This window comes from Comamonas sediminis (assembly GCF_041107495.1).
Classification (GTDB): Bacteria; Pseudomonadota; Gammaproteobacteria; order Burkholderiales; family Burkholderiaceae_C; genus Comamonas; species Comamonas sediminis.
Genome location: NZ_JBGBDC010000014.1, coordinates 1 through 20,444, shown reverse-complemented (window position 1 = coordinate 20,444; position 20,444 = coordinate 1). Strand labels below are relative to the sequence as shown.

The following is a 20,444-nucleotide window of genomic DNA, read 5'->3' as shown; positions in this document are numbered from 1 at the left end:
CTGTATTACACAGCCGCGGCGCCTGCGACGATTTCCGACAACTCGGTCGTAATCGCAGCCTGACGCGTCTTGTTGTAGATCAGCTTCAACTCGTTGATGACGTTGCCGGCGTTGTCGGTGGCGGCCTTCATGGCCACCATGCGTGCAGACTGCTCGGAAGCCATGTTGTCTGCAACGGCCGAATAGATCAGCGATTCCGCATAACGCACGAGCAGCTCGTCGATCACACTTTGCGCATCGGGCTCGTAGATATAGTCCCAGCCGTGGGATGCAGCCGGTGCCGAGCCCTGGATCGCATCTTGCGACAGGGGCAGCAACTGCTCCACAACCGAGTCCTGCTTCATCGTATTGATGAACTTGGTGTAGCACAAATAGACCGCGCTCAGCTTGCCCTCAGCGTACTGGTCGAGCAAAACCTTGGCCGGGCCGATCAGCGCATCCAGATGCGGCGTATCGCCCAGGGCGGTAGCGTTGGCCACCACCTTGACACCCACGCGCGTCAGAAAGCCCAGACCTTTGCTGCCAATGGCCACGGCTTCCGTGCTGACACCAGCGGATTGCAGTTCCTTGAGCTTGTTCGTCACGGCACGCAGCACATTGGTGTTCATGCCGCCGCACAGGCCCTTGTCAGTCGTCACCACGATCACGCCCACCTTCTTGACGTCATTCGACACCATGAAGGGGTGAACATATTCGGGGTTTGCCTGGCTCAGGTGAGCTGCAATTGCGCGAATCTTTTCGCTGTATGGACGGGCTGCCTGCATCCGCTCCTGCGCCTTGCGCATTTTGGATGCGGCAACCATTTCCATGGCCTTGGTGATCTTCTTGGTGTTTTCCACCGATTTGATCTTGCCGCGTATTTCCTTGCCTGCTGCCATGATGACTCCTCGACCGGATTAAGCGAAGGACTTCTTGAATGCAGTGATGGCTGCAGTCAGTTCAGCTTCGTCCTTGCCTTCCTTGTCGAAAGCCTTCTTCTCGTTCAGACGGTCCACCAAGGCGCCGTAGCTGGTCTTGAGGAACTGGTGCAGACCCGATTCAAAGGACAGAACCTTCTTGACTTCGATGTCGTCCATGAAACCCTTGTTCACGGCAAACAGCGAAGCGGCCATCAGAGCGACGGGCAGCGGGCTGTACTGGGCTTGCTTGAGCAGCTCGGTCACGCGGGCACCGCGGTCCAGTTGCTTGCGGGTTGCATCGTCCAGGTCAGAGGCGAACTGTGCGAAAGCAGCCAGTTCACGGTACTGTGCCAGGTCGGTACGGATACCGCCGGACAGGCCCTTGATCAGCTTGGTCTGAGCGGAACCACCCACGCGGGACACCGAGATACCGGCGTTGATAGCGGGACGGATACCGGCGTTGAACAGGCTGGTTTCCAGGAAGATCTGGCCGTCGGTGATCGAGATCACGTTGGTAGGCACGAAGGCCGACACGTCACCAGCTTGGGTTTCGATGATGGGCAGAGCCGTCAGCGAACCCGTCTTACCCTTGACTTCACCCTTGGTGAAGGCTTCCACGTAGTCCGCGTTCACGCGGGCTGCGCGCTCGAGCAGGCGGCTGTGGAGATAGAACACGTCGCCAGGGAACGCTTCGCGGCCTGGTGGACGGCGCAGCAGCAGCGACACTTGGCGGTAAGCCACGGCTTGCTTGGACAGGTCGTCATACACGATCAAGGCGTCTTGGCCACGGTCGCGGAAGTACTCACCCATCGTGCAACCCGAGTAGGCCGACACGTACTGCATAGCAGCGGATTCAGACGCGGTAGCGGCCACGACGATGGTGTATTCCATCGCGCCGGCTTGCTCCAGAGCACGCACCACGTTCTTGACCGACGAAGCCTTCTGACCAATGGCCACGTACACGCAGGTAACGCCTTGGCCCTTTTGGTTGATGATGGCGTCGATAGCGACAGCGGTCTTGCCGGTCTGGCGGTCACCAATGATCAGCTCGCGCTGGCCACGGCCCACGGGCACCATCGCGTCGATGGACTTGATACCCGACTGCAGCGGCTGGTCCACGGATTGACGAGCGATAACACCAGGCGCAACCTTTTCGATCACGTCGGTCATCTTGGCGTTGATAGGACCCTTGCCGTCGATAGGCTGGCCCAGTGCGTTCACGACGCGACCCACCAGTTCCGGGCCCACGGGCACTTCCAGAATACGGCCGGTGCACTTGACGATGTCGCCTTCCGAGATGTGGGTGTATTCACCCAGAATCACGGCGCCAACAGAGTCACGCTCCAGGTTCAGAGCCAGACCGAAGGAAGGTTGACCGTCGGCGGTGGCTGGGAATTCCAGCATTTCACCGGCCATCACATCGGACAGGCCGTGCACGCGCACGATACCGTCGGTCACCGACACCACCGTACCTTGGTTACGGATATCGGAATTGCCTGACAGACCCTCAATGCGGCTCTTGATCAGTTCAGAAATTTCTGCGGGATTGAGTTGCATTACTCACTCCTTTTCATGGTTTAGCCGAATCCTCGAACTGCATTACGCAGTGAGGGTTGCTTTCATTTGTTCCAGACGGGCCTTGACCGAGGTGTCAAGCACCTCGTCACCCACCACAACGCGAACGCCGCCAATCAGCGACTCGTCCACGGTGGTGCTCAGATTCAGTGGGCGGCCAAAGCGTTTTTCCAGCACGGTGCCCAGCGCATTCAATGCGGAGTCATCCATGGGGAAGGCGCTGTACACCAGCGCATCGGACGAACCGTTGTTACGGTTCACCAGCGCGCGAAATTGCGAGGCCACTTCAGGCAGCGCATCCAGACGGCGGTTTTCCACCACCGTGCGCAGGAAGTTGCGCGCCAGGTCTGACAAGGCCCAACCGCGTGCCAGCGTCACACCGGCCATCACCTCGATCACCTGTTCGTTGGTGACGTTGGGATTGTCGGCCAGTTGGCGCATTTCCGGATCGGCGGCAATCGCCGCCAGTTCGTCCGTCCAAGACAGGGCGTCGCTCAAGCCGGCACCCTTGTCGGTGCAGGCCTTGAACAAGGCTTCAGCGTAAGGACGGGCAATGGTGGCGAGTTCTGCCATTTCGTTGCTTCCTTACAGCTCAGTCTTCAGGCGATTGAGCAAATCACTGTGTACCGCAGGATTGACTTCCTTGCGGAGAATCTGCTCAGCACCCTTGACAGCCAAAGCTGCAACTTGCTCGCGCAGCGATTCGCGCGCCTGGATCACTTGCTGCTCGGCGTCTGCACGGGCGGCGGCAATGATCTTGTTGCCTTCTTCGGTAGCACGGGCCTTGGCCTCTTCTACGATTGCTTGGGCACGACGGTCTGCGTCCGCGATACGCGACGCTGTCTCATTGCGGGTTGCGGAAAGTTCTTCCTCAACGCGCTTGTTCACAGCTGTCAACTCGGACTTTGCCTTATCGGCAGCAGCAAGACCATCGGCGATTTTCTTTGCTCGCTCATCCAACGCCTTGGCAATAGGTGGCCACACGAATTTCATCGTGAAGAGCACCAGAATCAAGAAGACAATGGCCTGAACGAACAGGGTCGCGTTAATACTCACGGCAACACCTTTCTATCTACGGCGTTGATCGGAGCTTAGGCCAGTTGGAATGGGTTGGCGAAAGCGAACAGCAGAGCGATAGCAACGCCGATCAGGAATGCAGCGTCGATCAGACCAGCCAAGATGAACATCTTGGTTTGCAGTTCGTTGATCAGCTCAGGCTGACGTGCCGACGATTCCAGGAACTTGCCGCCCATCAGAGCAATACCGATCGAAGCGCCGATAGCGCCCAGACCAACAATCAGACCACAAGCCAGAGCGACGAGACCGAGAACGTTTTCCATGATGACTCCTGAGAAAAAAAAGAAAGGTTAAGAGAAAAAGGAAAGGGAACAGTTAGTGAGCTTCATGTGCCTGGCCGAGGTAAATCAGCGTCAGCATCATGAAAATGAAGGCTTGCAGAGTAATCACCAGAATGTGGAAGATCGCCCAGATCGTGCCTGCAATGATGTGCCCCACGGGGAGCAACACACCAGAGAGCGACATAGCGGCTGCGCCACCCATCAGGGCAATCAGCATGAACACCAACTCACCAGCGTACATGTTGCCGAACAGTCGCATGCCGTGCGACACCGTCTTGGCAACGTATTCAATAATCTGCATCAGCAGATTGACAATGCCGAGGATCACGGCAAAGACAGGATTCTTGCTGGTACCAAAGGGAGCGGACACCAGTTCGTGCGCCCAGCCGCCCAGGCCCTTGATCTTGACGCTGTAGTACAGGCACAGGACCAGCACGGCAGTCGACAGACCCAGCGTGGTCGACAGATCGGCGGTGGGCACGACACGCAGATAAGCGTGGTGGTCACCGGTGGCACCTTGCCACAGCACCGGCAGCAGATCGACCGGCAGCATGTCCATCGCGTTCATCAGGAAAATCCAGACGAAGACGGTCAGGGCCAGCGGGGCAATGAACTTGCGCGATTGGGCGTTGTGGATATTGGCCTTGGCCTGGTTGTCCACCATCTCGACCAGCATCTCGACAGCCGCCTGGAAACGACCAGGGACGCCGGAGGTGGCCGAACGGGCTGCCAGCCACATCACGAAGATGCCCAGCAGGCCCAGGATCACGCTCACTGAGATCGAATCAAGGTTGACCACCGAGAAATCGATGATCGACTTTTGCTTGATATTCTGAAGATGCTGCAAGTGGTGAACGATGTATTCACTTGCAGTGGGTGCATTCGCTTCTGCGGCCATCGGACAACTCTTCTTCTCAATTACAAAATTTTTGCAGATCTGGTCAGCAGCCAAAGCGCCAACCAGTACGTTTTCATCACTACAACCAGACCCAACACCAGCGCCAACCAGTTGAGTCCCGGCACGACCAGAGGCGCCAGCAGCAGCAGCACCACGGTCAAAACCAATTTTGCGATCTCCAAACCAAAGAACCGGACCATCGCAAGATTCTCTTGCCCAGCCCCCAGATGCAGCCGCAACCCACGTGCAAAAAAGGCAGCAGGAATCACCACCGCCGCCGCACCGTATGCCACCGACCACATCCATCCGGCCCGCTGCGTCACCAGACCCACCAACACCGTGAGCACCACCCCGACGACCAGCTGCCACTTCACCACACGCACCACCGATACCGGCGGATGGCGCTGGCGCCACTCTGCTGCTTCTTGCGCAGTCAGGGGCTTGAAGTCCGGCTCTTCGGCCACATGTTCTTCTTGTGGAGCATCTGTTGTCATAGTGTTGGCTCCCGGGCAGAACAACCTAGCCAAAGCCTGCGATTATAAGGATAAACCCGTTGCAAACGGGAAGCGTTTTGTTGCGCGTCTGTTTTTTTGCGGCACACAAGCCCCCATTGCGCCCCTTTTCACGTCAGTTGCATCCGACAAATTCCACACCAGGAAGATGGCTTATCAGCTGATGGCACATCACTTGCAAGCTTCTGTTTTAATAGCAAAATGACCACCACTACACCTCCTGTTGACCCTGTCGATTCCGGCGCCGATCCCCGCAAAGATTCCCTGATCGAATACCCCTCAGACTTCCCGATTAAAGTGATGGGTCTCAACCAGGACGGCTTTGTCCACGCGGTCACCGCCATCGCCAAGGAACACGACCCCTTCTTCGACGCCAGCTCGGTAGAGCTGCGCCCCAGCAGCGGCGACAAGTACCTGGGCGTCACGATCACCGTGACGGCCACCAGCCGCGAACAGCTGGACAACCTCTACCGGGCGCTCACCTCCAGCCCCATGGTCAAGGTCGTGCTGTAAGCGGGCCTTGTTGTCACCTTTGTGAACCTTGCCGGCCCTTGGTGGCCGATTTTTGCGATGTACACCCGCTTTCTTGGCCAGGCCGACTACGCGCCCACGCTGCAAGCCATGCAGCAATTCACTGCCCAGCGTTCGCCGCAGACGCCCGATGAGCTGTGGATGTGTGAGCATGCGGCCACTTTCACGCAGGGCATTGCCGGCCTGCCCAGCCATTTGTTGCATACAGGCGACATTCCAGTGGTGCAGACCAACCGGGGCGGCCAGGTCACCTACCACGGCCCGGGGCAAGTGGTCGCTTACCCTCTGATTGATCTGCAGCGCGCGGGCTACTTCGTCAAGGAGTATGTGTTCCGCATTGAGGAAGCCGTGATCCGAACCCTGGCCACCTTGGGTGTGACCGGCCACCGCGTAGCAGGCGCTCCGGGCATCTACGTGCGCCTGGATGACCCCTTCTCCCACGCAATGCTGGCCCAGCGCCCGATGCAGCGCAGTGATGGCAGCCCCGCCCCCGAGCCGGTGTTTGAAGGCCTGGGCAAGATCGCCGCCCTGGGCATCAAGATCAGCCGGCACTGCAGCTACCACGGCGTCGCGCTGAATGTAAAGATGGATCTGGAACCCTACCACCGCATCAACCCTTGCGGTTATGCCGGGCTGCAAACCGTCGATCTTTCTACAATCGGGGTTAACGCCGACTGGGAGGACGTCGCCAAGACCTTGGCGCAAGAGCTTTCCGCCCGCTTGGCGCCTGCCGGTTCTGCATAACCTGGTGCCGCAGCGCACGCCCTGTTCCCCACCAAGGGGCGGCGCAGCAGCCTCGGGCCGTTCTTGCTCTGAGCCTACGGCCCCTCCGGTTTTGTGCGTGCCTGTCGCACAGAACGCGGTGAAACAACTAAAGTGAGCAACATGAGCACCAATGAAGTCGTGCGCGAAGCACAGTCCGCTGCCACCTACAACCCGCTGGCCAAGCAAAAGGCTGCCGCCAAACTGGCGCGCATCCCCGTGAAGGTCCAGCAAGCCGAGGTGCTGAAAAAGCCGGAGTGGATCCGCGTCAAGGCGGGCAGCCCCACGACCCGCTTCTACGAGATCAAGGACATCCTGCGCCAGAACAATCTGCACACCGTCTGTGAAGAGGCCAGCTGCCCCAACATCGGCGAATGCTTTGGCAAGGGCACGGCGACCTTCATGATCATGGGCGACAAGTGCACGCGCCGCTGCCCGTTCTGTGACGTGGGCCATGGCCGCCCCGATCCGCTCGATCTGAACGAGCCGCTGAACCTGGCACGCACCATTGCAGCTCTGCGCCTCAAGTATGTGGTGATCACCAGCGTGGACCGCGATGACCTGCGCGATGGTGGCTCGGGCCACTTTGTCGAGTGCATCAAGAACATCCGCGAGCTCTCGCCCACGACCCAGATCGAGATCCTGGTGCCGGACTTCCGGGGCCGTGACGACCGCGCGCTGGAGATCCTGAAGGCTGCGCCGCCCGATGTGATGAACCACAACCTGGAGACCGCACCGCGCCTGTACAAGGAAGCGCGCCCCGGCTCCGACTACCAGTTCAGCCTGAACCTGCTCAAGAAGTTCAAGGAACTGCACCCCACGGTGCCGACCAAGAGCGGCATCATGGTGGGCCTGGGCGAGACGGACGAGGAGATCCTGCAGGTGATGCGCGACATGCGCGCCCACAACATCGACATGCTGACCATCGGCCAGTACCTGGCCCCGTCGAACAGCCACTTGCCGGTGCGCCGCTATGTGCACCCCGACACCTTCAAGATGTTTGAGGAAGAGGCCTACAAGATGGGCTTTACCCACGCCGCCGTTGGTGCGATGGTGCGCTCCAGCTACCATGCCGACCAGCAGGCACACGCTGCAGGCGTCTAAACCCTGAGTGCCCTCCACCAAGAGGCTGCCCCTGGCAACACAGGGGCAGCCTCTTTGCTTTGGAGCACGCTACCGGAGCGCAGCCTTAACCCAGCGCCGCGCTGCTGCCCACCACCACCGCATACAGGTCACCAATGGTGGCCATTGCGCCTTGGTGCAGTTGCGCGGCAGAGACTGCGCCGGCGGCCGATTGCAGCGGCCGGGTGGCGCAGGCATTGGCGACGACGGTGGCGCGCTTGCCGCGCAGGAAGGCACCTTCGGCGGTGAAGGTGACGCACATATGACTCATGAAGCCGATGATCACCAGCTGCTCGTTGCCTGCCGCTTCCACATGCTGGGCCAGGTCGGTGTTGTGGAAGGAGTTGGGAGCCTTCTTGACGACAACCGGCTCACCGGCCAGCGGCGCAACGCTGGCGTGGATCTGGCCGATCTCGGCGCGTATGTCATAAGGCGAGCCCTCGCCGCCGTCGTGCATCACATGGATCACCTTGGCGCCTGCAGCGCGGGCCTGGGCCAGCAGCCGCGATGCGGCATCGAGTGCGGCTTGCCAGCCCTCGAGTTCCATGACGCCACGGGTGTAGGTGTTCTGGTAGTCGACCAGAATCAGGGTCGACTGGGCCAGAACGGCTGGCTTGGCATCGAGTTGGTTGAGTTCGCGTAAAGTGCTGGTGTGCATGGTGGTTGCCTTGTGGGGTTGGGAGACCGCCACCCGCAATGGTGGCGCCATGGATGCATCTTAGGCACAGCCCCTGCGGCGGACAATGCCGTCTTAGCCGCAAAAACCGACACCCGCCCCTAACGAGAGACCGCATGCCGCATCCAGAACGCCTGATCGTGATCGTGTTGTTTGACCGGGTGGACCTGCTCGACATCACCGGTCCGCCCGAGGTGTTTGCGCTGCTGCAGCGCGAGATGGAGCGGCCCTGCGGCTACCAGGTGCTGCTGGCGGCGGAATCGCTGGAGCCGGTGACCACGGCCGCTGGCGTGCGCGTGCTGCCCGACATTCGCCTGGACCGCCTGCAGCACCAGGCGATTGATACCTTGATCGTGCCCGGCTCGGTCGAGACCGACGCCAAGGGCCGCGTGCAGGCATTGGCCGATCCGGCCGTGGTGCGGTGGGTGCAGACCCTGTCGGCGCAGTCCCGGCGCGTGGCCTCGGTCTGTGTGGGTGCCCATATCCTGGCGGCTGCCGGCCTGCTGGAGGGCAAGGAGGCCACGACGCACTGGTCCACCGCTGCGCAACTGGCCCAGGACCACCCCGGCATCCGTGTCGATGCCGACCGCATCTACATCCAGCAGGGCCGCATCTGGACCGGCGCCGGCCTGACCACCTGCCTGGACCTGGCGCTGGCCCTGGTGGCCGAGGATTTTGGCAATACCCTGGCGATGCGCGTGGCGCGCCAGCTGGTGATGTTCCTGAGACGCACTGGCGGCCAAAGCCAGTTCAGCGTGATGCTCGAGCCGCTGTCGAGCACCCGCCGCATGGAAGACCTGCGCCAGTACATTGCGCAGCACCTGGGCCAGCCGCTGTCGATGGCGGACCTGGCTGAGCAGATGCATGTGAGCGACCGGCAGCTGGCCCGCATCTTCAAGACCGAGCTGGGCATGACACCAGCGGCCTACCTGGAAGCTGCGCGGGTGGAAGCGGCCCGCCAGCAGCTGGAGGCCACCGATGCCTCCCTGGAGCAGGTGGCCGGGACCTGCGGCTTCAAGACCACCGATACGCTGCACCGCGCTTTTCGCCGCCAGCTGGGCACCACGCCGGGCCAGTACCGCAGCCGCTTTCGCACGCCGGCAGAGTAAGCGCTGCGAAGGCTTCAGCTCTCCAGCAGATCCGCCGGGTTCTCGGCATCCACCACCTGCTGGGCCCAGCCCACCAGGCGCCGCGTGTCGGCGCGCAGCACCTGCTGCTTGATGGCCAGGATCTGCGCGGGCTGCATCGAGAAGCTGCGCAGCCCCAGGCCCAGCAGCAGGCGGGTCATGGCTGTATCGCCCGCCATTTCACCGCAGACGCAGACATCCTTGCCCGCCGCATTGGCCGCCTGGATGACCTCGGCCACCAGGCGCAGCACGGCGGGGTGGAAGGGGTCGTAGAGCTGCGATACGGCCTCGTCGGCCCGGTCAATGGCCAAGGTGTACTGGATCAGGTCATTCGTGCCGATCGACAGGAAATCGAAGTACTTCAAAAAGGTGCGCACCGTCAGCGCCGCAGCCGGTATCTCGATCATCGCGCCCAGCTTGACCAGGCCCTGGGGCACTTGGCGCTCGCGCAGCTCCTGCGAGGCCTGCTCCACCAGCGCCAGGGTCTGCTTGATCTCGCTCACATGGGCCAGCATCGGGAACAGCAACTGCACCGGTCCATGGGCCGCCGCGCGCAGGATGGCTCGCAACTGCGTGCGGAACATATCCGGGTCGGCCAGGCTGAAGCGGATGGCGCGCAGGCCCAGCGCCGGGTTGAGGTAGTAGTCCTTGGGCTGGGCCTTGTCCAGCGGCTTGTCGGCACCCACGTCCAAGGTGCGGATCGTGACCGGCATGCCCTGCATGCCTTCGAGCGCTTCGCGGTAGGCGCGGTACTGTTCTTCTTCATCGGGCACCTTGCCACTGCGCCCCATGAAGAGAAATTCGGTCCGGAACAACCCCACGCCCACGGCGCCGGCCTTCACGGCGGCCGGGCCATCACCGGGCTGCTCGATGTTGGCCAGCAGCTCGACGCGCTCACCATCGAGGGTGATCGACGGCGTATCGCGCAGGCGCGAGAGGCGCTCGCGCTCCAGCCGCATCTGGCGCTGCTTGAAGCGGTACTCCTCCAGCAGGATGGGCGACGGGTCGACAATCACCTCACCGGCATCGCCGTCGATGATGACCCAGTCGTCGGCGCGGATGAGCTGGCTGGCCGTGCGTGCACCCACGACGGCCGGAATGTCCATGCTGCGGGCAACAATGGCGGTATGGCTGGTCTTGCCGCCCACCGCCGTGACAAAGCCGGCAAACACGCTTTGCTTGAACTGCAGCATGTCGGCGGGCGAGAGGTCATTGGCGATCAGCACCATCGGCGCATCGCGCTCATCGGCCACCCAGTCGTGCTGCCCCGCCTGCCCGCCCGGCGGCGTACTGACCGGTGCGGCCACCGGGCTGGAGACACCGCGCATATGGCGCAGCACCCGCTCCACCACCTGTTCCAGGTCGCCTTTGCGCTCACGCAGGTACTCGTCGTCCATCTCGTCGAACTGGCGGCACAGCAGCTCCAGCTGCGCGGTCAGCGCCCATTCGGCGTTGTAGAGGCGTTCGCTGATCAGCTGGCGCACGCCCGAGGACAGCATGTCATCCTGCACCAGCATCAGGTGCACATCCAAGAGCGGCTCCAGCTCCTGCGGGGCATCGACGCCCAGGTCGCCGCGCAGGCGCTGCAGCTCTTCGATCACCGCCAGCCGTCCCTTGCGCACGCGCTCGATCTCGCGCGCCACCTGGTCGGGCTCGATCAGGTAATGGGTGACCTCCAGGTGGCTGGACGCTGCCATGACTGCCCTGCCAATGGCAATCCCCCGGGCCACTGCGATTCCATGGATGGCAAATGTCATGCGGAACTTCCTCTTCGCTGGCGCGCTGGTGCGCCAAGCTGATTTATACGCCTGTCTCAGAAGACTGTACAAGCACGGGGCCGGTAAAGCGGGGGAAAGGTAGGCGTTCAGGCAAAGCGCGGCGCCTGCCTGTGCAACGCGGGCCGCAGCCCGGCATAGGCAGGCAGCAGAGCGCCTGGCGCGACAAGCAAGCCTGCGCTGCGCCGCTGCAGACGCCGGGCGGCGCCTTATTCGCCTTCGCCGAACTTGTCGTTGATGAGGGCCAGCAGCGCATCCATTGCCTGCTGCTCATCGGCGCCATCGGTTTCGATGGTCACCTCGGTGCCGATACCGGCGGCCAGCATCATCACACCCATGATGCTTTTGGCGTTGACGCGGCGTTCGCCCCGCGTGATCCAGACCTCGCAGGCAAAGCTGCCGGCGAGCTTGGTGAGCTTGGCCGACGCGCGGGCGTGCAGGCCCAGTTTATTGCTGATGGTGACTGCGGTCTTGATCATGTGCTCGGATATTCTGGTTCTGTGGCGTGGTCTGCGTCACCTGCATGATGCCCTGGCTGCCCCCTGCGATGGCCCGGGCCACGAGGCTGTCGAGCGCTTCCTGGCGATAGCACAGCGCGCGCAGCAGCATCGGCAGGTTGACACCGGCCACCAGCCGGGTGGATGCACGGCGCTTGGCCAATTCCTGGGCAATATTATGCGGGGTCGCACCGAACACGTCGCTCAGCACCAGCACCGGGCCGCTGTGGCTGTGGTCGAGCATGGCCTGCGCCTCTTCCAGGCAGGCCACCGGATCGGCGCTGGCAGGCACATCCAGCGCCATCAGGTGCTCGCCGCTGTCGGGGAACACATGCGCGGCGCATTGCGCCAGCGCCTGGGCCAGCGGTGCATGGGCGATCAACAGTATCCGGTTGCTCATCAAATCAAAATACAAGAAGTTCTGTGAAGAGGCGCCCCACTGGCGGCGATACCGGCCCAGCCGCGCCCTCTGCCAGTGTAGCGATTTTGCGGCACTGCAACATTGGTAGTGTTGCTTAGCCCAACGCCCGGGCTGGCGCGCTCCCACCCTAACGCAGTTGCAGCCCTTTGACAAAGCTCTGCAGCGCCCCGTCCGCCAAAGGCGCAGCGGACAGCACCAGGGCCTGGTAGACCCGCACCTGCGGCCCTTCGGTGCGCGCAAACCAGCGCGCATCCGCATACACCGCCTGGCCCGTGCCGTTGCGGCCCTGCCACTGCACCTGGCGCGCCTGGGGCAGCTCCAACGTACCGGGCAACACCAGGTTCTGTCCGGGCAGCGGCTGCCAGGCATCGGCCATCTGCAGCTGCTGGTGCAACGCCTTTTGCCAGTCCGCCATCACCGTGGCTGCATCCTGCGGCTGTGCCAAGGCCACATGGGCCAGTGCATAGGTCGCCCCCTCGGCCTGGCAGCCCACCATCGACACCGCCAAGGTCTGTGTGCCCCAGACCACCTCACGCACTGCTCGGTCAGGCTTGCAGGGCAGCAGCAGGTCCAGTGGCGCATCGGCCAGGGCCACGACGCGCCAGTTCAGCGCCGGGCTGCAGGCGGCCAGCAGCAACGCGGTGGAGAGGATCAGGCAGCGGGCCAGGGGCATCCGGCCATTATGGGCACGGCACTGCGATGGTCAAGCCAGACGCGCAGGTAGGGCCGTTGCGCTGCGCCTGCCTGCAGCCAGGGTCGCATAATGGCCACAACGCCGAACTTTCGGCACGGCTTTGACTCCGAGCACCATGTCCAGAAAAACCACCACCACCGTCTTTACCGCGCTGGCCATCGCTGCGGCGCTGGGCATCGGTGCCTTTGTCTACCAGGGCACCGGGAAGGCGGCCGCACCCGAGAGCCGCTTTGTGCTGCTCAGCGGCAGCACCCAGACCACCGCTGACATGAAGGGCAAGGTCACCCTGGTGAACTTCTGGGCCACCAGCTGCACCACTTGCGTCGCGGAGATGCCCGAGATCGTCAAGACCTACGACAAGTACAAGGACCGGGGCTACGACACGCTGGCGGTGGCCATGCATTACGACCCACCGAGCTATGTCGTCAACTTTGCCCAGTCGCGCAAGCTGCCGTTCAAGGTCGCGATCGACAACACCGGCCAGATTGCGAAGGACTGGGGCGACATCCAGCTCACCCCGACAACCTTTGTCGTCAACAAGCAGGGCCAGGTGGTCAAACGCTATGTGGGCGCGCCCAACTTCGATGAGCTGCACAAGCTGATCGACAAGCTGCTGGCCGAGACCTGAACCAGTGCCAGCCCGCTGCCTGCCACCGGGAAAACCGCCTTCGACAGGCGGTTTTTCGATGGTGACTGTGAGGGCGTGGGCGCTACACTGCGCATTCCTTGACTAAGCGCCGCCGCTGTGGACAGACCTGAGATAACGCTCCTGCACCCCACCACACCGGAAGAGCTTGCGGTGACCCGCGAGATCTTCCGGGAATATGCCCAATCACTGGATATTGATCTGGGTTTCCAGGGTTTTGAGGATGAATTGGCCGACTTGCCCGGCGAATATGGCGAGCCCCGGGGCGATCTTGTACTCGCCCTGGTCGAGGGTTCCGTCGCCGGTTGCTGCGCACTGCGGCCGCTGGATGATGTGGACTACAGCAATGCCTGCGAGATGAAGCGCCTCTACGTGCGCAAGGCCTTCCGCGGCTTTGGCCTGGGCCGCCAGCTGGTCGACTACACGATGGCCAGCGCCATCCGGCTGGGCTATGACTGCATCCTGCTCGATACGCTGGACAGCATGGAGTCGGCGCGCGCGCTCTACGCCGATTTCGGCTTTGAAGAGATTCCCCCCTACTACCACAACCCCGTCGCTGGCACGCATTACCTGAAGGCGGACGTTCACCCCTGACGGCCGTGCGCGCGCCGCAGCGCAGGCTGCGCGATGGGCCAGCGGCCACAAAAAAAGCACGCCTGGGCGTGCTTTTGTGCGTTCAGACCCGGCCCTGCAGCGCCTTGCGGCACCGCAGCGGCCCGGATGCGGCTCAAGCCTGCTTGGCTTGGGCCAGGATGGTATCGGCATCGCTGACCGTGAACTGGCCAGGGGCTTCCACATTCAGCTGCACGACCTTGCCGTCCTTGACCAGCATCGAGTAGCGGTTGCTGCGCAGGCCCAGGCCCTTGCCGTTCAGGTCCAGGGTCAGGCCGGTGGCCTTGGCAAAGGCGGCATCGCCGTCGCCAATCATGCGCACCTTGCCTTCGGTGTGCTGGTCCCTGCCCCAGGCGCCCATCACAAAGGCATCGTTGACCGACAGGCACCAGATTTCGTCCACGCCGGCGGCCTTGAAGGCCTCGGCCTTTTCCACGTAACCGGGCAAATGCTTGGCAGAGCAGGTCGGCGTGAATGCACCGGGCACCGCAAACAAAGCGATGGTCTTGCCAGCCGCTTCCTTGGTCACATCAAAGGCATTGGGGCCCAGGCTGCAGCCATTGCCTTCCACTGCCACAAACTCGCTCAGGGTTGCAACGGGAAGCGAATCGCCAACTTTGATCATGGTGTACTCCTTGAAAATTGCCCATCAGGCAGAGAACCCGCAGGCCGGGCGGCCAAAACGGGCATAAAAAAACGACCCACAGATTGTGGGTCGTTTTTGAAGTTACGTTGGTACAAGTCGCAAAAGACTTAAACCAAAGCAGCCTTTTGCACCAAGCGGGTAGCGACCCAGTTCTTGGTCTTGGAGAGCGGACGGCTCTCGGTGATCTCGATGGTATCGCCCGTGTTGTACTCGCCCTTTTCGTCGTGGGCGTGGTACTTGCTGGACTTGATCATGATCTTGTCGTAGATGGGGTGCTTCACGCGGCGTTCTACCAGAACGGTCACGGTCTTTTCACGCTTATCGCTGACCACCTTGCCAATCAAGGTGCGCTTGAGGGATTTTTTAGCTTCCGTCATGTCGGCTCCTATTACTTGGCGGCTTGCTTTTCAGCAAGAATGGTCTTGGCACGTGCCACATCGCGGCGGGTAGCCTTGATGGTGGCGGTGTTACCCAGTTGTTGCGTTGCCTTTTGCATGCGCAGACCAAAGTGGGCCTTTTGCAAGGACTTGATCTCGGCTTCCAGGCCAGCAACGTCTTTTTGGCGCAGTTCAGCAGCTTTCGTCATATCGATTTCTCCTGAATTTAAGCGCCAAGCTGACGGGTAACGAACGTGGTGCGCAGCGGCAGCTTGGCAGCAGCCAGGCGGAACGCTTCGCGGGCCAGTTCTTCGGGCACGCCAACGATTTCGAACACCATCTTACCGGGCTGAATTTCAGCCACGTAGTACTCTGGGTTGCCCTTACCGTTACCCATACGGACTTCGGCTGGCTTGGTCGAGATTGGCTTGTCAGGGAACACGCGGATCCAGATACGGCCGCCACGCTTGACGTGACGGGAGATTGCACGACGTGCAGCCTCGATCTGGCGGGCCGTCAGGCGGCCACGGTCCGTGCATTTCAGGCCGAAATCACCGAACGCTACCGTGTTGCCACGGGTTGCGATACCAGTGTTGCGACCCTTTTGCTCCTTGCGGTATTTGCGGCGAGCAGGTTGCAGCATAGTTATTCTCCTTTACCGTCCGCTGCTGTAGCGGGCGCGTCAGTCTTGCGAACGCGCTTAACGGAATCAGCACCAGCGCCGGCGGGCTTGTCGCTACCGTCTGCAGGAGCCGTGTTACCACCAGCGGGGCGGCGAGGGCCACGCGATGGACGATCGCCATTGCGGTTGTCACGACGAGGACCACGTGGACGACGCTCTTCTTCAGGACGTGGCGTTTCTGCGGCTGGCAGATCGTTACGACCCAGAGTGTCACCCTTGTAGACCCACACCTTCACGCCGATCACACCGTAGGTGGTCTTGGCTTCGGAGGTGCCGTAATCGATGTCGGCGCGCAGGGTGTGCAGTGGCACACGGCCTTCGCGGTACCACTCAGTACGTGCGATTTCGATACCGTTCAGACGGCCCGACGACATGATCTTGATACCTTGAGCGCCCAGACGCATCGCGTTCTGCATCGCACGCTTCATGGCGCGGCGGAACTGGATACGCTTTTCGAGCTGCTGGGTGATCGAGTCAGCGATCAGCTGGGCATCGATTTCAGGCTTGCGCACTTCTTCGATGTTCACAGCGACTGGCACGCCCAGGCGAGCAGCGAGTTCCTTCTTCAGGGCCTCGATGTCTTCACCCTTCTTGCCGATCACCACACCAGGACGAGCCGAGTAAATGGTGATACGGGCATTCTTGGCAGGACGCTCGATCAGAACGCGTGCCACGGCAGCGTTCTTCAGCTTCTCTTTCAGGTACTCACGAACCTTGATGTCTTCGGCCAGCATGCCGGCGAAATCACGGTTGCTTGCGTACCAGCGGCTAGACCAGTTACGGCTGACCGCCAGACGGAAGCCGGTAGGATGGATTTTTTGTCCCATGTTCTTCCTTTAGGCCTCAGTTACCCACGGTCACATAAATGTGGCAGGTAGGCTTGCTGATGCGGTTGCCGCGGCCCTTGGCGCGAGCGGTAAAACGCTTGAGCGTGGTGCCTTGCTCAACGAAGATGGTCTTGACCTTCAGTTCGTCGATGTCAGCGCCGTCGTTGTGCTCAGCGTTGGCGATAGCGGACTCCAGAACCTTCTTGACGATCACAGCAGCTTTTTTCTGCGTGAATTCGAGAATGTTCAGAGCTTGGTCAACCTTCTTGCCGCGAATCAGATCCGCAACCAGACGGCCTTTGTCAACCGACAGGCGAACGCCGCGGAGGACTGCACGTGTTTCAGACATGGTCTACTCCTTATCGTTTCGCTTTTTTATCAGCGGGGTGACCCTTGAAGGTGCGCGTCAGGGCGAATTCGCCGAGCTTGTGGCCCACCATCTGGTCGGTTACATATACCGGTACGTGTTGCTTGCCGTTGTGCACGGCGATGGTCAGACCGATGAAATCGGGCAGAACCATGGAGCGACGCGACCAGGTCTTCACTGGTTTCTTGTCCTTGGTGGCGATGGCCTTTTCGACCTTTGCCAGCAAGTGATGGTCAACAAACGGACCCTTTTTAAGAGAACGAGTCATTTGCTACCCCTTACTTCTTACGGCGCGACACGATCATGGTCTGTGTGCGCTTGTTGTTACGGGTACGGTAGCCCTTCGTCAGATTGCCCCATGGGTCAACTGCGTGACGGCCTTCACCGGTCTTGCCTTCACCACCACCGTGTGGGTGATCGACAGGGTTCATCACCACACCGCGGACGGTAGGACGAATACCCATCCAACGCTTGACACCGGCCTTGCCCAGTTGGCGCAGGCTGTGTTCTTCGTTGGCGACTTCACCGATGGTTGCACGGCATTCGATATGGATCTTGCGAACTTCGCCCGAACGCATACGCACTTGGGCGTAAACGCCTTCGCGAGCCAGCAGGGTAGCCGAGGTACCAGCGGAACGGGCGATTTGTGCGCCAGCGCCGATCTTCAGCTCGATGCAGTGAATGGTCGAACCCACAGGGATGTTGCGGATCGGCAGGGTGTTACCCACGCGGATCGGTGCTTCAGAGCCACTGATGATGGTTGCGCCCACTTCCAGGTTACGCGGAGCGATCACATAGCGACGCTCGCCGTCTGCGTAGCACACCAGAGCGATGTGAGCAGTACGGTTTGGATCGTATTCAATACGCTCAACCTTGGCGGGGATGCCGTCCTTGGTGCGCTTGAAGTCCACCACACGGTAGTGGTGCTTGTGACCACCGCCCTTGTGACGGGTAGTGATGTGACCGTTGTTGTTGCGGCCTGCCTTTTGGAACTGAGGTTCCAGCAGAGGAGCGAAACCTTCGCCCTTGTGCAGATGGCCACGGGTCACCTTCACCACATGGCGTTGGCCGGGCGAAGTTGGTTTGAGCTTAATAACAGCCATGATTACGCAGCCTCCCCAGAGAGGTTCAGCTCTTGACCTGGCTTGAGCAGCACATAAGCCTTGCGCACGTTGTCGCGGCGGCCAATGGTCTTGCCAAAGCGCTTGGTCTTGCCCTTGGTGTTCACCACAGACACGCCCTTCACTTCGACCTTGAACAGCAGCTCAACAGCGGCCTTGATCTCGGGCTTGGTGGCGTTCTGCAGCACCTTGAATGTCACAGCGTTGGACTTTTCAGCAACCAGCGTGGCCTTTTCGGACACGATAGGAGCGACCAGCACTTGCATCAGACGACCTTCGTCGAACTTGCGTTCGGCGGGAGTAGGGTTCACACGGCTCATGCGAACATCTCCTTGAGTTTGTCGAGAGCGCCCTTGGTAACGAGCACTTTCTTGAATTGCACCAGCGACACTGGATCAGCGTAACGTGGCTCGACCACGAACACATTCTTCAGATTGCGCGAAGCGAGGTACAGGTTTTCGTCCACTTCGTCGGCGATCACCATCACCGAGTCCAGGTTCATGGACTTGAACTTGTCAGCCAGTACCTTGGTCTTGGGCGAATCAACCGTCAGCGAATCAACCACAGCCAGGCGGCCTTCACGGGCCAGCTGCGAGAAGATGGATGCCATACCGGCACGGTACATCTTCTTGTTGATCTTCTGCGTGAAGTTTTCATCAGGCAGATTCGGGAAGATGCGACCGCCGCCACGCCACAGAGGCGAAGACGACATACCAGCACGTGCACGGCCAGTACCCTTTTGTTTGAAAGGCTTGGCGGTGGTGTGACGGACTTGTTCGCGGTCCTTTTGAGCGCGTGTGCCTTGACGGCCGTTGGCGCGGTAAGCAACGATGATCTGGTGAATCAGGTCTTCATTGAAATCGCGACCAAACACGGTCTCAGGAGCGTCCACTTGGGAGGCTGCCTTACCTTGTTCGTTCAGGAGTTCGAGCTTCATTAGTTCGCTCCTTTAGCAGCTGCCTTGACAGCAGGACGCACGGTCACGAAGCCATTCTTCGAACCGGGGATTGCGCCCTTGATCAGCAGCAGTTGACGGGCTTCGTCGATGCGAACCACGTCGAGATTCTGGGTAGTCACGGTCTCATCGCCCATGTGACCGGTCATGCGCTTGCCGGGGAACACGCGACCTGGGTCTTGTGCCATACCGATCGAGCCGGGAACATTGTGCGAACGGCTGTTACCGTGAGAAGCACGTTGCGACTTGAAGTTGTGACGCTTGATGGTACCGGCGTAGCCCTTACCGATCGAGGTACCTTGCACGTCGACCTTTTGGCCCACTGCGAAGATCTCGGTCACTGGCAAGGATGCACCTGCGGCGTACTTGCCGGCGGTGTCAGCTTCAACGCGGAATTCCTGGGTGATTTCACCAGCTTCCACGCCTGCCTTGGCCAGGTGGCCAGCGGCTGGCTTGGTCACGCGCGAAGCGCGGCGTTGACCAAAGGTGACCTGCAGGGCCACGTAGCCGTCGTTCTCTTGGGTTTTGACCTGGGTCACGCGGTTGTTAGACACATCCACCACGGTGACAGGCACTGCATCGCCGTCATCCGTGAACAGGCGCATCATGCCTACCTTACGGCCCAGCAACCCGAGGGAGTTGCTTTGACTCATTTGTTGCTCCAAAACTTCCGCCACCGAAACTGCAATTGGCTCGGTGTTGCCCCTGGGTTTGACGCCATCGGCACGAAAGAAGGTTAATAAAAACTTCGCCTCTTACCACCAAAATGCCAGGCAAATTGGGTGTATAGATCACGAAGCCATAAATTCTAACGCGAACTTCCCAAATAGGCAAGTTCGCGTCAGAAAGGACAAGCAGCCACACCCGGAGGTGTGGCTTTAAGGCCTTATTGCAGTTTGATTTCGACGTCCACGCCGGCAGCCAGGTCCAGCTTCATCAGCGCGTCAACGGTCTTGTCGGTAGGATCGACAATGTCCATCAGGCGTTGGTGGGTGCGGATTTCCAGCTGGTCACGCGAGGTCTTGTTCACGTGGGGCGAACGCAGAATGTCGAAACGCTTCATGCGGGTTGGCAGGGGCACGGGACCCTTGACAATCGCGCCGGTGCGCTTGGCGGTTTCAACGATTTCAGCAGCGGACTGGTCGATCAACTTGTAATCGAAAGCCTTCAGGCGGATGCGGATTTTTTGCTTGGACATGGTTAATTCCCAGTTGTTCTAAGAATTAAGCAATGATCTTGGCAACCACGCCAGCGCCCACGGTACGGCCGCCTTCGCGGATAGCGAAACGCAGACCTTCTTCCATAGCGATGGGGTTGATCAGCTTGACGGTGATCGACACGTTGTCGCCAGGCATAACCATTTC

The 20,444-nt window shown here is 60.8% G+C and carries 31 protein-coding genes; 6 read left to right on the top strand and 25 right to left on the bottom strand.

Annotation, left to right across the window (positions count from 1 at the left end; genetic code table 11):
• Positions 1–5: 5 nt before the first annotated feature.
• The 7 genes from atpG to AB7A72_RS23470 are packed head-to-tail and all read right to left on the bottom strand — an operon-like array spanning position 6 to position 5,224.
• A complete protein-coding gene (gene atpG, locus AB7A72_RS23500) occupies positions 6–878 on the bottom strand; it encodes a F0F1 ATP synthase subunit gamma (RefSeq protein WP_239810326.1) in 873 nt (290 codons plus the stop codon).
• An 18-nt stretch (positions 879–896) separates the two neighbouring features.
• Positions 897–2,456 carry a F0F1 ATP synthase subunit alpha gene (gene atpA, locus AB7A72_RS23495; RefSeq protein WP_230775531.1) on the bottom strand — a complete coding sequence of 520 codons (1,560 nt, stop codon included), beginning with the start codon at positions 2,454–2,456 and terminating at the stop codon, positions 897–899.
• A 42-nt stretch (positions 2,457–2,498) separates the two neighbouring features.
• Complete coding sequence (locus AB7A72_RS23490) at positions 2,499–3,047, bottom strand: F0F1 ATP synthase subunit delta (RefSeq protein ID WP_239810325.1); 549 nt, start codon at positions 3,045–3,047, stop codon at positions 2,499–2,501.
• A 12-nt stretch (positions 3,048–3,059) separates the two neighbouring features.
• Positions 3,060–3,530: a F0F1 ATP synthase subunit B gene (locus tag AB7A72_RS23485; protein WP_021025616.1), complete on the bottom strand. Its 471-nt coding sequence runs from the start codon at positions 3,528–3,530 to the stop codon at positions 3,060–3,062.
• Positions 3,531–3,565: 35 nt separating this feature from the next.
• Entirely contained in the window at positions 3,566–3,814 is a 249-nt protein-coding gene (atpE, locus tag AB7A72_RS23480) for a F0F1 ATP synthase subunit C (RefSeq protein ID WP_021025615.1), read from the bottom strand.
• A gap of 52 nt (positions 3,815–3,866) precedes the next feature.
• Positions 3,867–4,730 carry a F0F1 ATP synthase subunit A gene (gene atpB, locus AB7A72_RS23475; RefSeq protein WP_239810324.1) on the bottom strand — a complete coding sequence of 288 codons (864 nt, stop codon included), beginning with the start codon at positions 4,728–4,730 and terminating at the stop codon, positions 3,867–3,869.
• Positions 4,731–4,750: 20 nt separating this feature from the next.
• A complete protein-coding gene (locus tag AB7A72_RS23470) occupies positions 4,751–5,224 on the bottom strand; it encodes an ATP synthase subunit I (RefSeq protein WP_239810323.1) in 474 nt (157 codons plus the stop codon).
• 219 nt (positions 5,225–5,443) lie between these two features.
• Here AB7A72_RS23470 and AB7A72_RS23465 point away from each other — a divergent pair, with 219 nt between their 5' ends.
• The 3 genes from AB7A72_RS23465 (at position 5,444) to lipA (ending at position 7,639) form a co-directional block, all read left to right on the top strand.
• The gene (locus AB7A72_RS23465) at positions 5,444–5,755 is read left to right on the top strand and encodes a YbeD family protein (RefSeq protein WP_230775527.1); all 312 of its coding nucleotides are present in this window, start codon (positions 5,444–5,446) and stop codon (positions 5,753–5,755) included.
• Positions 5,756–5,812: 57 nt separating this feature from the next.
• Positions 5,813–6,517, top strand: coding sequence for a lipoyl(octanoyl) transferase LipB (gene lipB, locus AB7A72_RS23460; RefSeq protein WP_312836558.1), 705 nt, complete (start codon positions 5,813–5,815; stop codon positions 6,515–6,517).
• A gap of 141 nt (positions 6,518–6,658) precedes the next feature.
• On the top strand, positions 6,659–7,639 hold the full coding sequence (lipA, locus tag AB7A72_RS23455; RefSeq protein ID WP_239810320.1) for a lipoyl synthase: 981 nt from the start codon (positions 6,659–6,661) through the stop codon (positions 7,637–7,639).
• An 85-nt stretch (positions 7,640–7,724) separates the two neighbouring features.
• Here the strand turns inward: lipA and AB7A72_RS23450 are convergent, their stop codons facing one another.
• Positions 7,725–8,315, bottom strand: coding sequence for a cysteine hydrolase family protein (locus AB7A72_RS23450; protein ID WP_239810319.1), 591 nt, complete (start codon positions 8,313–8,315; stop codon positions 7,725–7,727).
• 134 nt (positions 8,316–8,449) lie between these two features.
• Between AB7A72_RS23450 and AB7A72_RS23445 the strand changes: the two genes are divergently transcribed.
• Positions 8,450–9,442: a GlxA family transcriptional regulator gene (locus AB7A72_RS23445; protein WP_369461303.1), complete on the top strand. Its 993-nt coding sequence runs from the start codon at positions 8,450–8,452 to the stop codon at positions 9,440–9,442.
• Between the two features lie 14 nt (positions 9,443–9,456).
• Here the strand turns inward: AB7A72_RS23445 and ptsP are convergent, their stop codons facing one another.
• The 4 genes from ptsP to AB7A72_RS23425 all read right to left on the bottom strand — a co-directional run bounded on the left by ptsP (position 9,457) and on the right by AB7A72_RS23425 (position 12,826).
• Positions 9,457–11,217, bottom strand: coding sequence for a phosphoenolpyruvate--protein phosphotransferase (ptsP, locus tag AB7A72_RS23440; protein ID WP_369461302.1), 1,761 nt, complete (start codon positions 11,215–11,217; stop codon positions 9,457–9,459).
• A 227-nt stretch (positions 11,218–11,444) separates the two neighbouring features.
• A complete protein-coding gene (locus AB7A72_RS23435; RefSeq protein WP_116926826.1) occupies positions 11,445–11,714 on the bottom strand; it encodes an HPr family phosphocarrier protein in 270 nt (89 codons plus the stop codon).
• Positions 11,683–12,132 (bottom strand): PTS sugar transporter subunit IIA, encoded by a 450-nt coding sequence (locus AB7A72_RS23430; RefSeq protein ID WP_239810316.1) that lies wholly within the window; start codon positions 12,130–12,132, stop codon positions 11,683–11,685. Before AB7A72_RS23430 ends, AB7A72_RS23435 begins: the two co-directional genes overlap by 32 nt.
• A 148-nt stretch (positions 12,133–12,280) precedes the next feature.
• Positions 12,281–12,826, bottom strand: coding sequence for a hypothetical protein (locus AB7A72_RS23425; RefSeq protein ID WP_369461301.1), 546 nt, complete (start codon positions 12,824–12,826; stop codon positions 12,281–12,283).
• A gap of 136 nt (positions 12,827–12,962) precedes the next feature.
• On the opposite strand from AB7A72_RS23425, the gene AB7A72_RS23420 reads away from it, so the two are divergent.
• Together AB7A72_RS23420 and AB7A72_RS23415 are read left to right on the top strand one after the other, a co-directional pair.
• On the top strand, positions 12,963–13,475 hold the full coding sequence (locus AB7A72_RS23420) for a TlpA family protein disulfide reductase (RefSeq protein WP_369461300.1): 513 nt from the start codon (positions 12,963–12,965) through the stop codon (positions 13,473–13,475).
• A 117-nt stretch (positions 13,476–13,592) separates the two neighbouring features.
• Entirely contained in the window at positions 13,593–14,087 is a 495-nt protein-coding gene (locus AB7A72_RS23415; RefSeq protein WP_239810313.1) for a GNAT family N-acetyltransferase, read from the top strand.
• Positions 14,088–14,220: 133 nt separating this feature from the next.
• Here AB7A72_RS23415 and AB7A72_RS23410 read toward each other — a convergent pair whose 3' ends face one another.
• The 13 genes from AB7A72_RS23410 to AB7A72_RS23350 form a co-directional block, all read right to left on the bottom strand.
• Positions 14,221–14,730: a peroxiredoxin gene (locus tag AB7A72_RS23410; RefSeq protein WP_369461299.1), complete on the bottom strand. Its 510-nt coding sequence runs from the start codon at positions 14,728–14,730 to the stop codon at positions 14,221–14,223.
• A 128-nt stretch (positions 14,731–14,858) separates the two neighbouring features.
• Complete coding sequence (gene rpsQ, locus AB7A72_RS23405) at positions 14,859–15,128, bottom strand: 30S ribosomal protein S17 (protein ID WP_021025601.1); 270 nt, start codon at positions 15,126–15,128, stop codon at positions 14,859–14,861.
• An 11-nt stretch (positions 15,129–15,139) separates the two neighbouring features.
• Complete coding sequence (gene rpmC, locus AB7A72_RS23400; RefSeq protein WP_021025600.1) at positions 15,140–15,337, bottom strand: 50S ribosomal protein L29; 198 nt, start codon at positions 15,335–15,337, stop codon at positions 15,140–15,142.
• A gap of 17 nt (positions 15,338–15,354) precedes the next feature.
• Entirely contained in the window at positions 15,355–15,771 is a 417-nt protein-coding gene (gene rplP, locus AB7A72_RS23395) for a 50S ribosomal protein L16 (protein WP_021025599.1), read from the bottom strand.
• Between the two features lie 2 nt (positions 15,772–15,773).
• Positions 15,774–16,637, bottom strand: coding sequence for a 30S ribosomal protein S3 (rpsC, locus tag AB7A72_RS23390; protein WP_021025598.1), 864 nt, complete (start codon positions 16,635–16,637; stop codon positions 15,774–15,776).
• 16 nt (positions 16,638–16,653) lie between these two features.
• Positions 16,654–16,986, bottom strand: coding sequence for a 50S ribosomal protein L22 (gene rplV, locus AB7A72_RS23385; RefSeq protein ID WP_021025597.1), 333 nt, complete (start codon positions 16,984–16,986; stop codon positions 16,654–16,656).
• 10 nt (positions 16,987–16,996) lie between these two features.
• Entirely contained in the window at positions 16,997–17,272 is a 276-nt protein-coding gene (gene rpsS, locus AB7A72_RS23380; protein WP_027010580.1) for a 30S ribosomal protein S19, read from the bottom strand.
• Between the two features lie 10 nt (positions 17,273–17,282).
• Positions 17,283–18,107, bottom strand: coding sequence for a 50S ribosomal protein L2 (gene rplB, locus AB7A72_RS23375; RefSeq protein ID WP_021025595.1), 825 nt, complete (start codon positions 18,105–18,107; stop codon positions 17,283–17,285).
• Between the two features lie 2 nt (positions 18,108–18,109).
• The gene (rplW, locus tag AB7A72_RS23370; RefSeq protein WP_021025594.1) at positions 18,110–18,445 is read right to left on the bottom strand and encodes a 50S ribosomal protein L23; all 336 of its coding nucleotides are present in this window, start codon (positions 18,443–18,445) and stop codon (positions 18,110–18,112) included.
• On the bottom strand, positions 18,442–19,062 hold the full coding sequence (gene rplD, locus AB7A72_RS23365) for a 50S ribosomal protein L4 (RefSeq protein WP_021025593.1): 621 nt from the start codon (positions 19,060–19,062) through the stop codon (positions 18,442–18,444). The genes rplW and rplD overlap by 4 nt, the downstream gene beginning before the upstream one ends.
• Complete coding sequence (rplC, locus tag AB7A72_RS23360) at positions 19,062–19,733, bottom strand: 50S ribosomal protein L3 (protein WP_021025592.1); 672 nt, start codon at positions 19,731–19,733, stop codon at positions 19,062–19,064. The genes rplD and rplC overlap by 1 nt, the downstream gene beginning before the upstream one ends.
• A gap of 233 nt (positions 19,734–19,966) precedes the next feature.
• Positions 19,967–20,278: a 30S ribosomal protein S10 gene (rpsJ, locus tag AB7A72_RS23355; protein WP_021025591.1), complete on the bottom strand. Its 312-nt coding sequence runs from the start codon at positions 20,276–20,278 to the stop codon at positions 19,967–19,969.
• A 25-nt stretch (positions 20,279–20,303) separates the two neighbouring features.
• Positions 20,304–20,444 (bottom strand): EF-Tu C-terminal domain-related protein (locus AB7A72_RS23350; RefSeq protein ID WP_455423821.1); only part of this gene is annotated, 141 nt, incomplete at its 5' end.

What these genes read in the sequence shown, in the direction of transcription:
- rpsS (WP_027010580.1), bottom strand. Translation starts at nt 17,272, where the DNA reads ATGACTCGTTCTCTTAAAAAGGGTCCGTTTGTTGACCATCACTTGCTG.
- atpE (WP_021025615.1), bottom strand. Translation starts at nt 3,814, where the DNA reads ATGGAAAACGTTCTCGGTCTCGTCGCTCTGGCTTGTGGTCTGATTGTT.
- rplP (WP_021025599.1), bottom strand. Translation starts at nt 15,771, where the DNA reads ATGCTGCAACCTGCTCGCCGCAAATACCGCAAGGAGCAAAAGGGTCGC.
- AB7A72_RS23490 (WP_239810325.1), bottom strand. Translation starts at nt 3,047, where the DNA reads ATGGCAGAACTCGCCACCATTGCCCGTCCTTACGCTGAAGCCTTGTTC.
- AB7A72_RS23465 (WP_230775527.1), top strand. Translation starts at nt 5,444, where the DNA reads ATGACCACCACTACACCTCCTGTTGACCCTGTCGATTCCGGCGCCGAT.
- AB7A72_RS23435 (WP_116926826.1), bottom strand. Translation starts at nt 11,714, where the DNA reads ATGATCAAGACCGCAGTCACCATCAGCAATAAACTGGGCCTGCACGCC.
- rpmC (WP_021025600.1), bottom strand. Translation starts at nt 15,337, where the DNA reads ATGACGAAAGCTGCTGAACTGCGCCAAAAAGACGTTGCTGGCCTGGAA.
- rpsC (WP_021025598.1), bottom strand. Translation starts at nt 16,637, where the DNA reads ATGGGACAAAAAATCCATCCTACCGGCTTCCGTCTGGCGGTCAGCCGT.
- rplB (WP_021025595.1), bottom strand. Translation starts at nt 18,107, where the DNA reads ATGGCTGTTATTAAGCTCAAACCAACTTCGCCCGGCCAACGCCATGTG.
- lipB (WP_312836558.1), top strand. Translation starts at nt 5,813, where the DNA reads ATGTACACCCGCTTTCTTGGCCAGGCCGACTACGCGCCCACGCTGCAA.
- AB7A72_RS23420 (WP_369461300.1), top strand. Translation starts at nt 12,963, where the DNA reads ATGTCCAGAAAAACCACCACCACCGTCTTTACCGCGCTGGCCATCGCT.
- rpsJ (WP_021025591.1), bottom strand. Translation starts at nt 20,278, where the DNA reads ATGTCCAAGCAAAAAATCCGCATCCGCCTGAAGGCTTTCGATTACAAG.
- rpsQ (WP_021025601.1), bottom strand. Translation starts at nt 15,128, where the DNA reads ATGACGGAAGCTAAAAAATCCCTCAAGCGCACCTTGATTGGCAAGGTG.
- atpA (WP_230775531.1), bottom strand. Translation starts at nt 2,456, where the DNA reads ATGCAACTCAATCCCGCAGAAATTTCTGAACTGATCAAGAGCCGCATT.
- atpG (WP_239810326.1), bottom strand. Translation starts at nt 878, where the DNA reads ATGGCAGCAGGCAAGGAAATACGCGGCAAGATCAAATCGGTGGAAAAC.
- AB7A72_RS23430 (WP_239810316.1), bottom strand. Translation starts at nt 12,132, where the DNA reads ATGAGCAACCGGATACTGTTGATCGCCCATGCACCGCTGGCCCAGGCG.
- AB7A72_RS23445 (WP_369461303.1), top strand. Translation starts at nt 8,450, where the DNA reads ATGCCGCATCCAGAACGCCTGATCGTGATCGTGTTGTTTGACCGGGTG.
- rplW (WP_021025594.1), bottom strand. Translation starts at nt 18,445, where the DNA reads ATGAGCCGTGTGAACCCTACTCCCGCCGAACGCAAGTTCGACGAAGGT.
- AB7A72_RS23410 (WP_369461299.1), bottom strand. Translation starts at nt 14,730, where the DNA reads ATGATCAAAGTTGGCGATTCGCTTCCCGTTGCAACCCTGAGCGAGTTT.
- rplD (WP_021025593.1), bottom strand. Translation starts at nt 19,062, where the DNA reads ATGAAGCTCGAACTCCTGAACGAACAAGGTAAGGCAGCCTCCCAAGTG.
- lipA (WP_239810320.1), top strand. Translation starts at nt 6,659, where the DNA reads ATGAGCACCAATGAAGTCGTGCGCGAAGCACAGTCCGCTGCCACCTAC.
- AB7A72_RS23425 (WP_369461301.1), bottom strand. Translation starts at nt 12,826, where the DNA reads ATGCCCCTGGCCCGCTGCCTGATCCTCTCCACCGCGTTGCTGCTGGCC.
- atpB (WP_239810324.1), bottom strand. Translation starts at nt 4,730, where the DNA reads ATGGCCGCAGAAGCGAATGCACCCACTGCAAGTGAATACATCGTTCAC.
- AB7A72_RS23450 (WP_239810319.1), bottom strand. Translation starts at nt 8,315, where the DNA reads ATGCACACCAGCACTTTACGCGAACTCAACCAACTCGATGCCAAGCCA.
- rplC (WP_021025592.1), bottom strand. Translation starts at nt 19,733, where the DNA reads ATGAGTCAAAGCAACTCCCTCGGGTTGCTGGGCCGTAAGGTAGGCATG.
- ptsP (WP_369461302.1), bottom strand. Translation starts at nt 11,217, where the DNA reads ATGACATTTGCCATCCATGGAATCGCAGTGGCCCGGGGGATTGCCATT.
- AB7A72_RS23470 (WP_239810323.1), bottom strand. Translation starts at nt 5,224, where the DNA reads ATGACAACAGATGCTCCACAAGAAGAACATGTGGCCGAAGAGCCGGAC.
- rplV (WP_021025597.1), bottom strand. Translation starts at nt 16,986, where the DNA reads ATGTCTGAAACACGTGCAGTCCTCCGCGGCGTTCGCCTGTCGGTTGAC.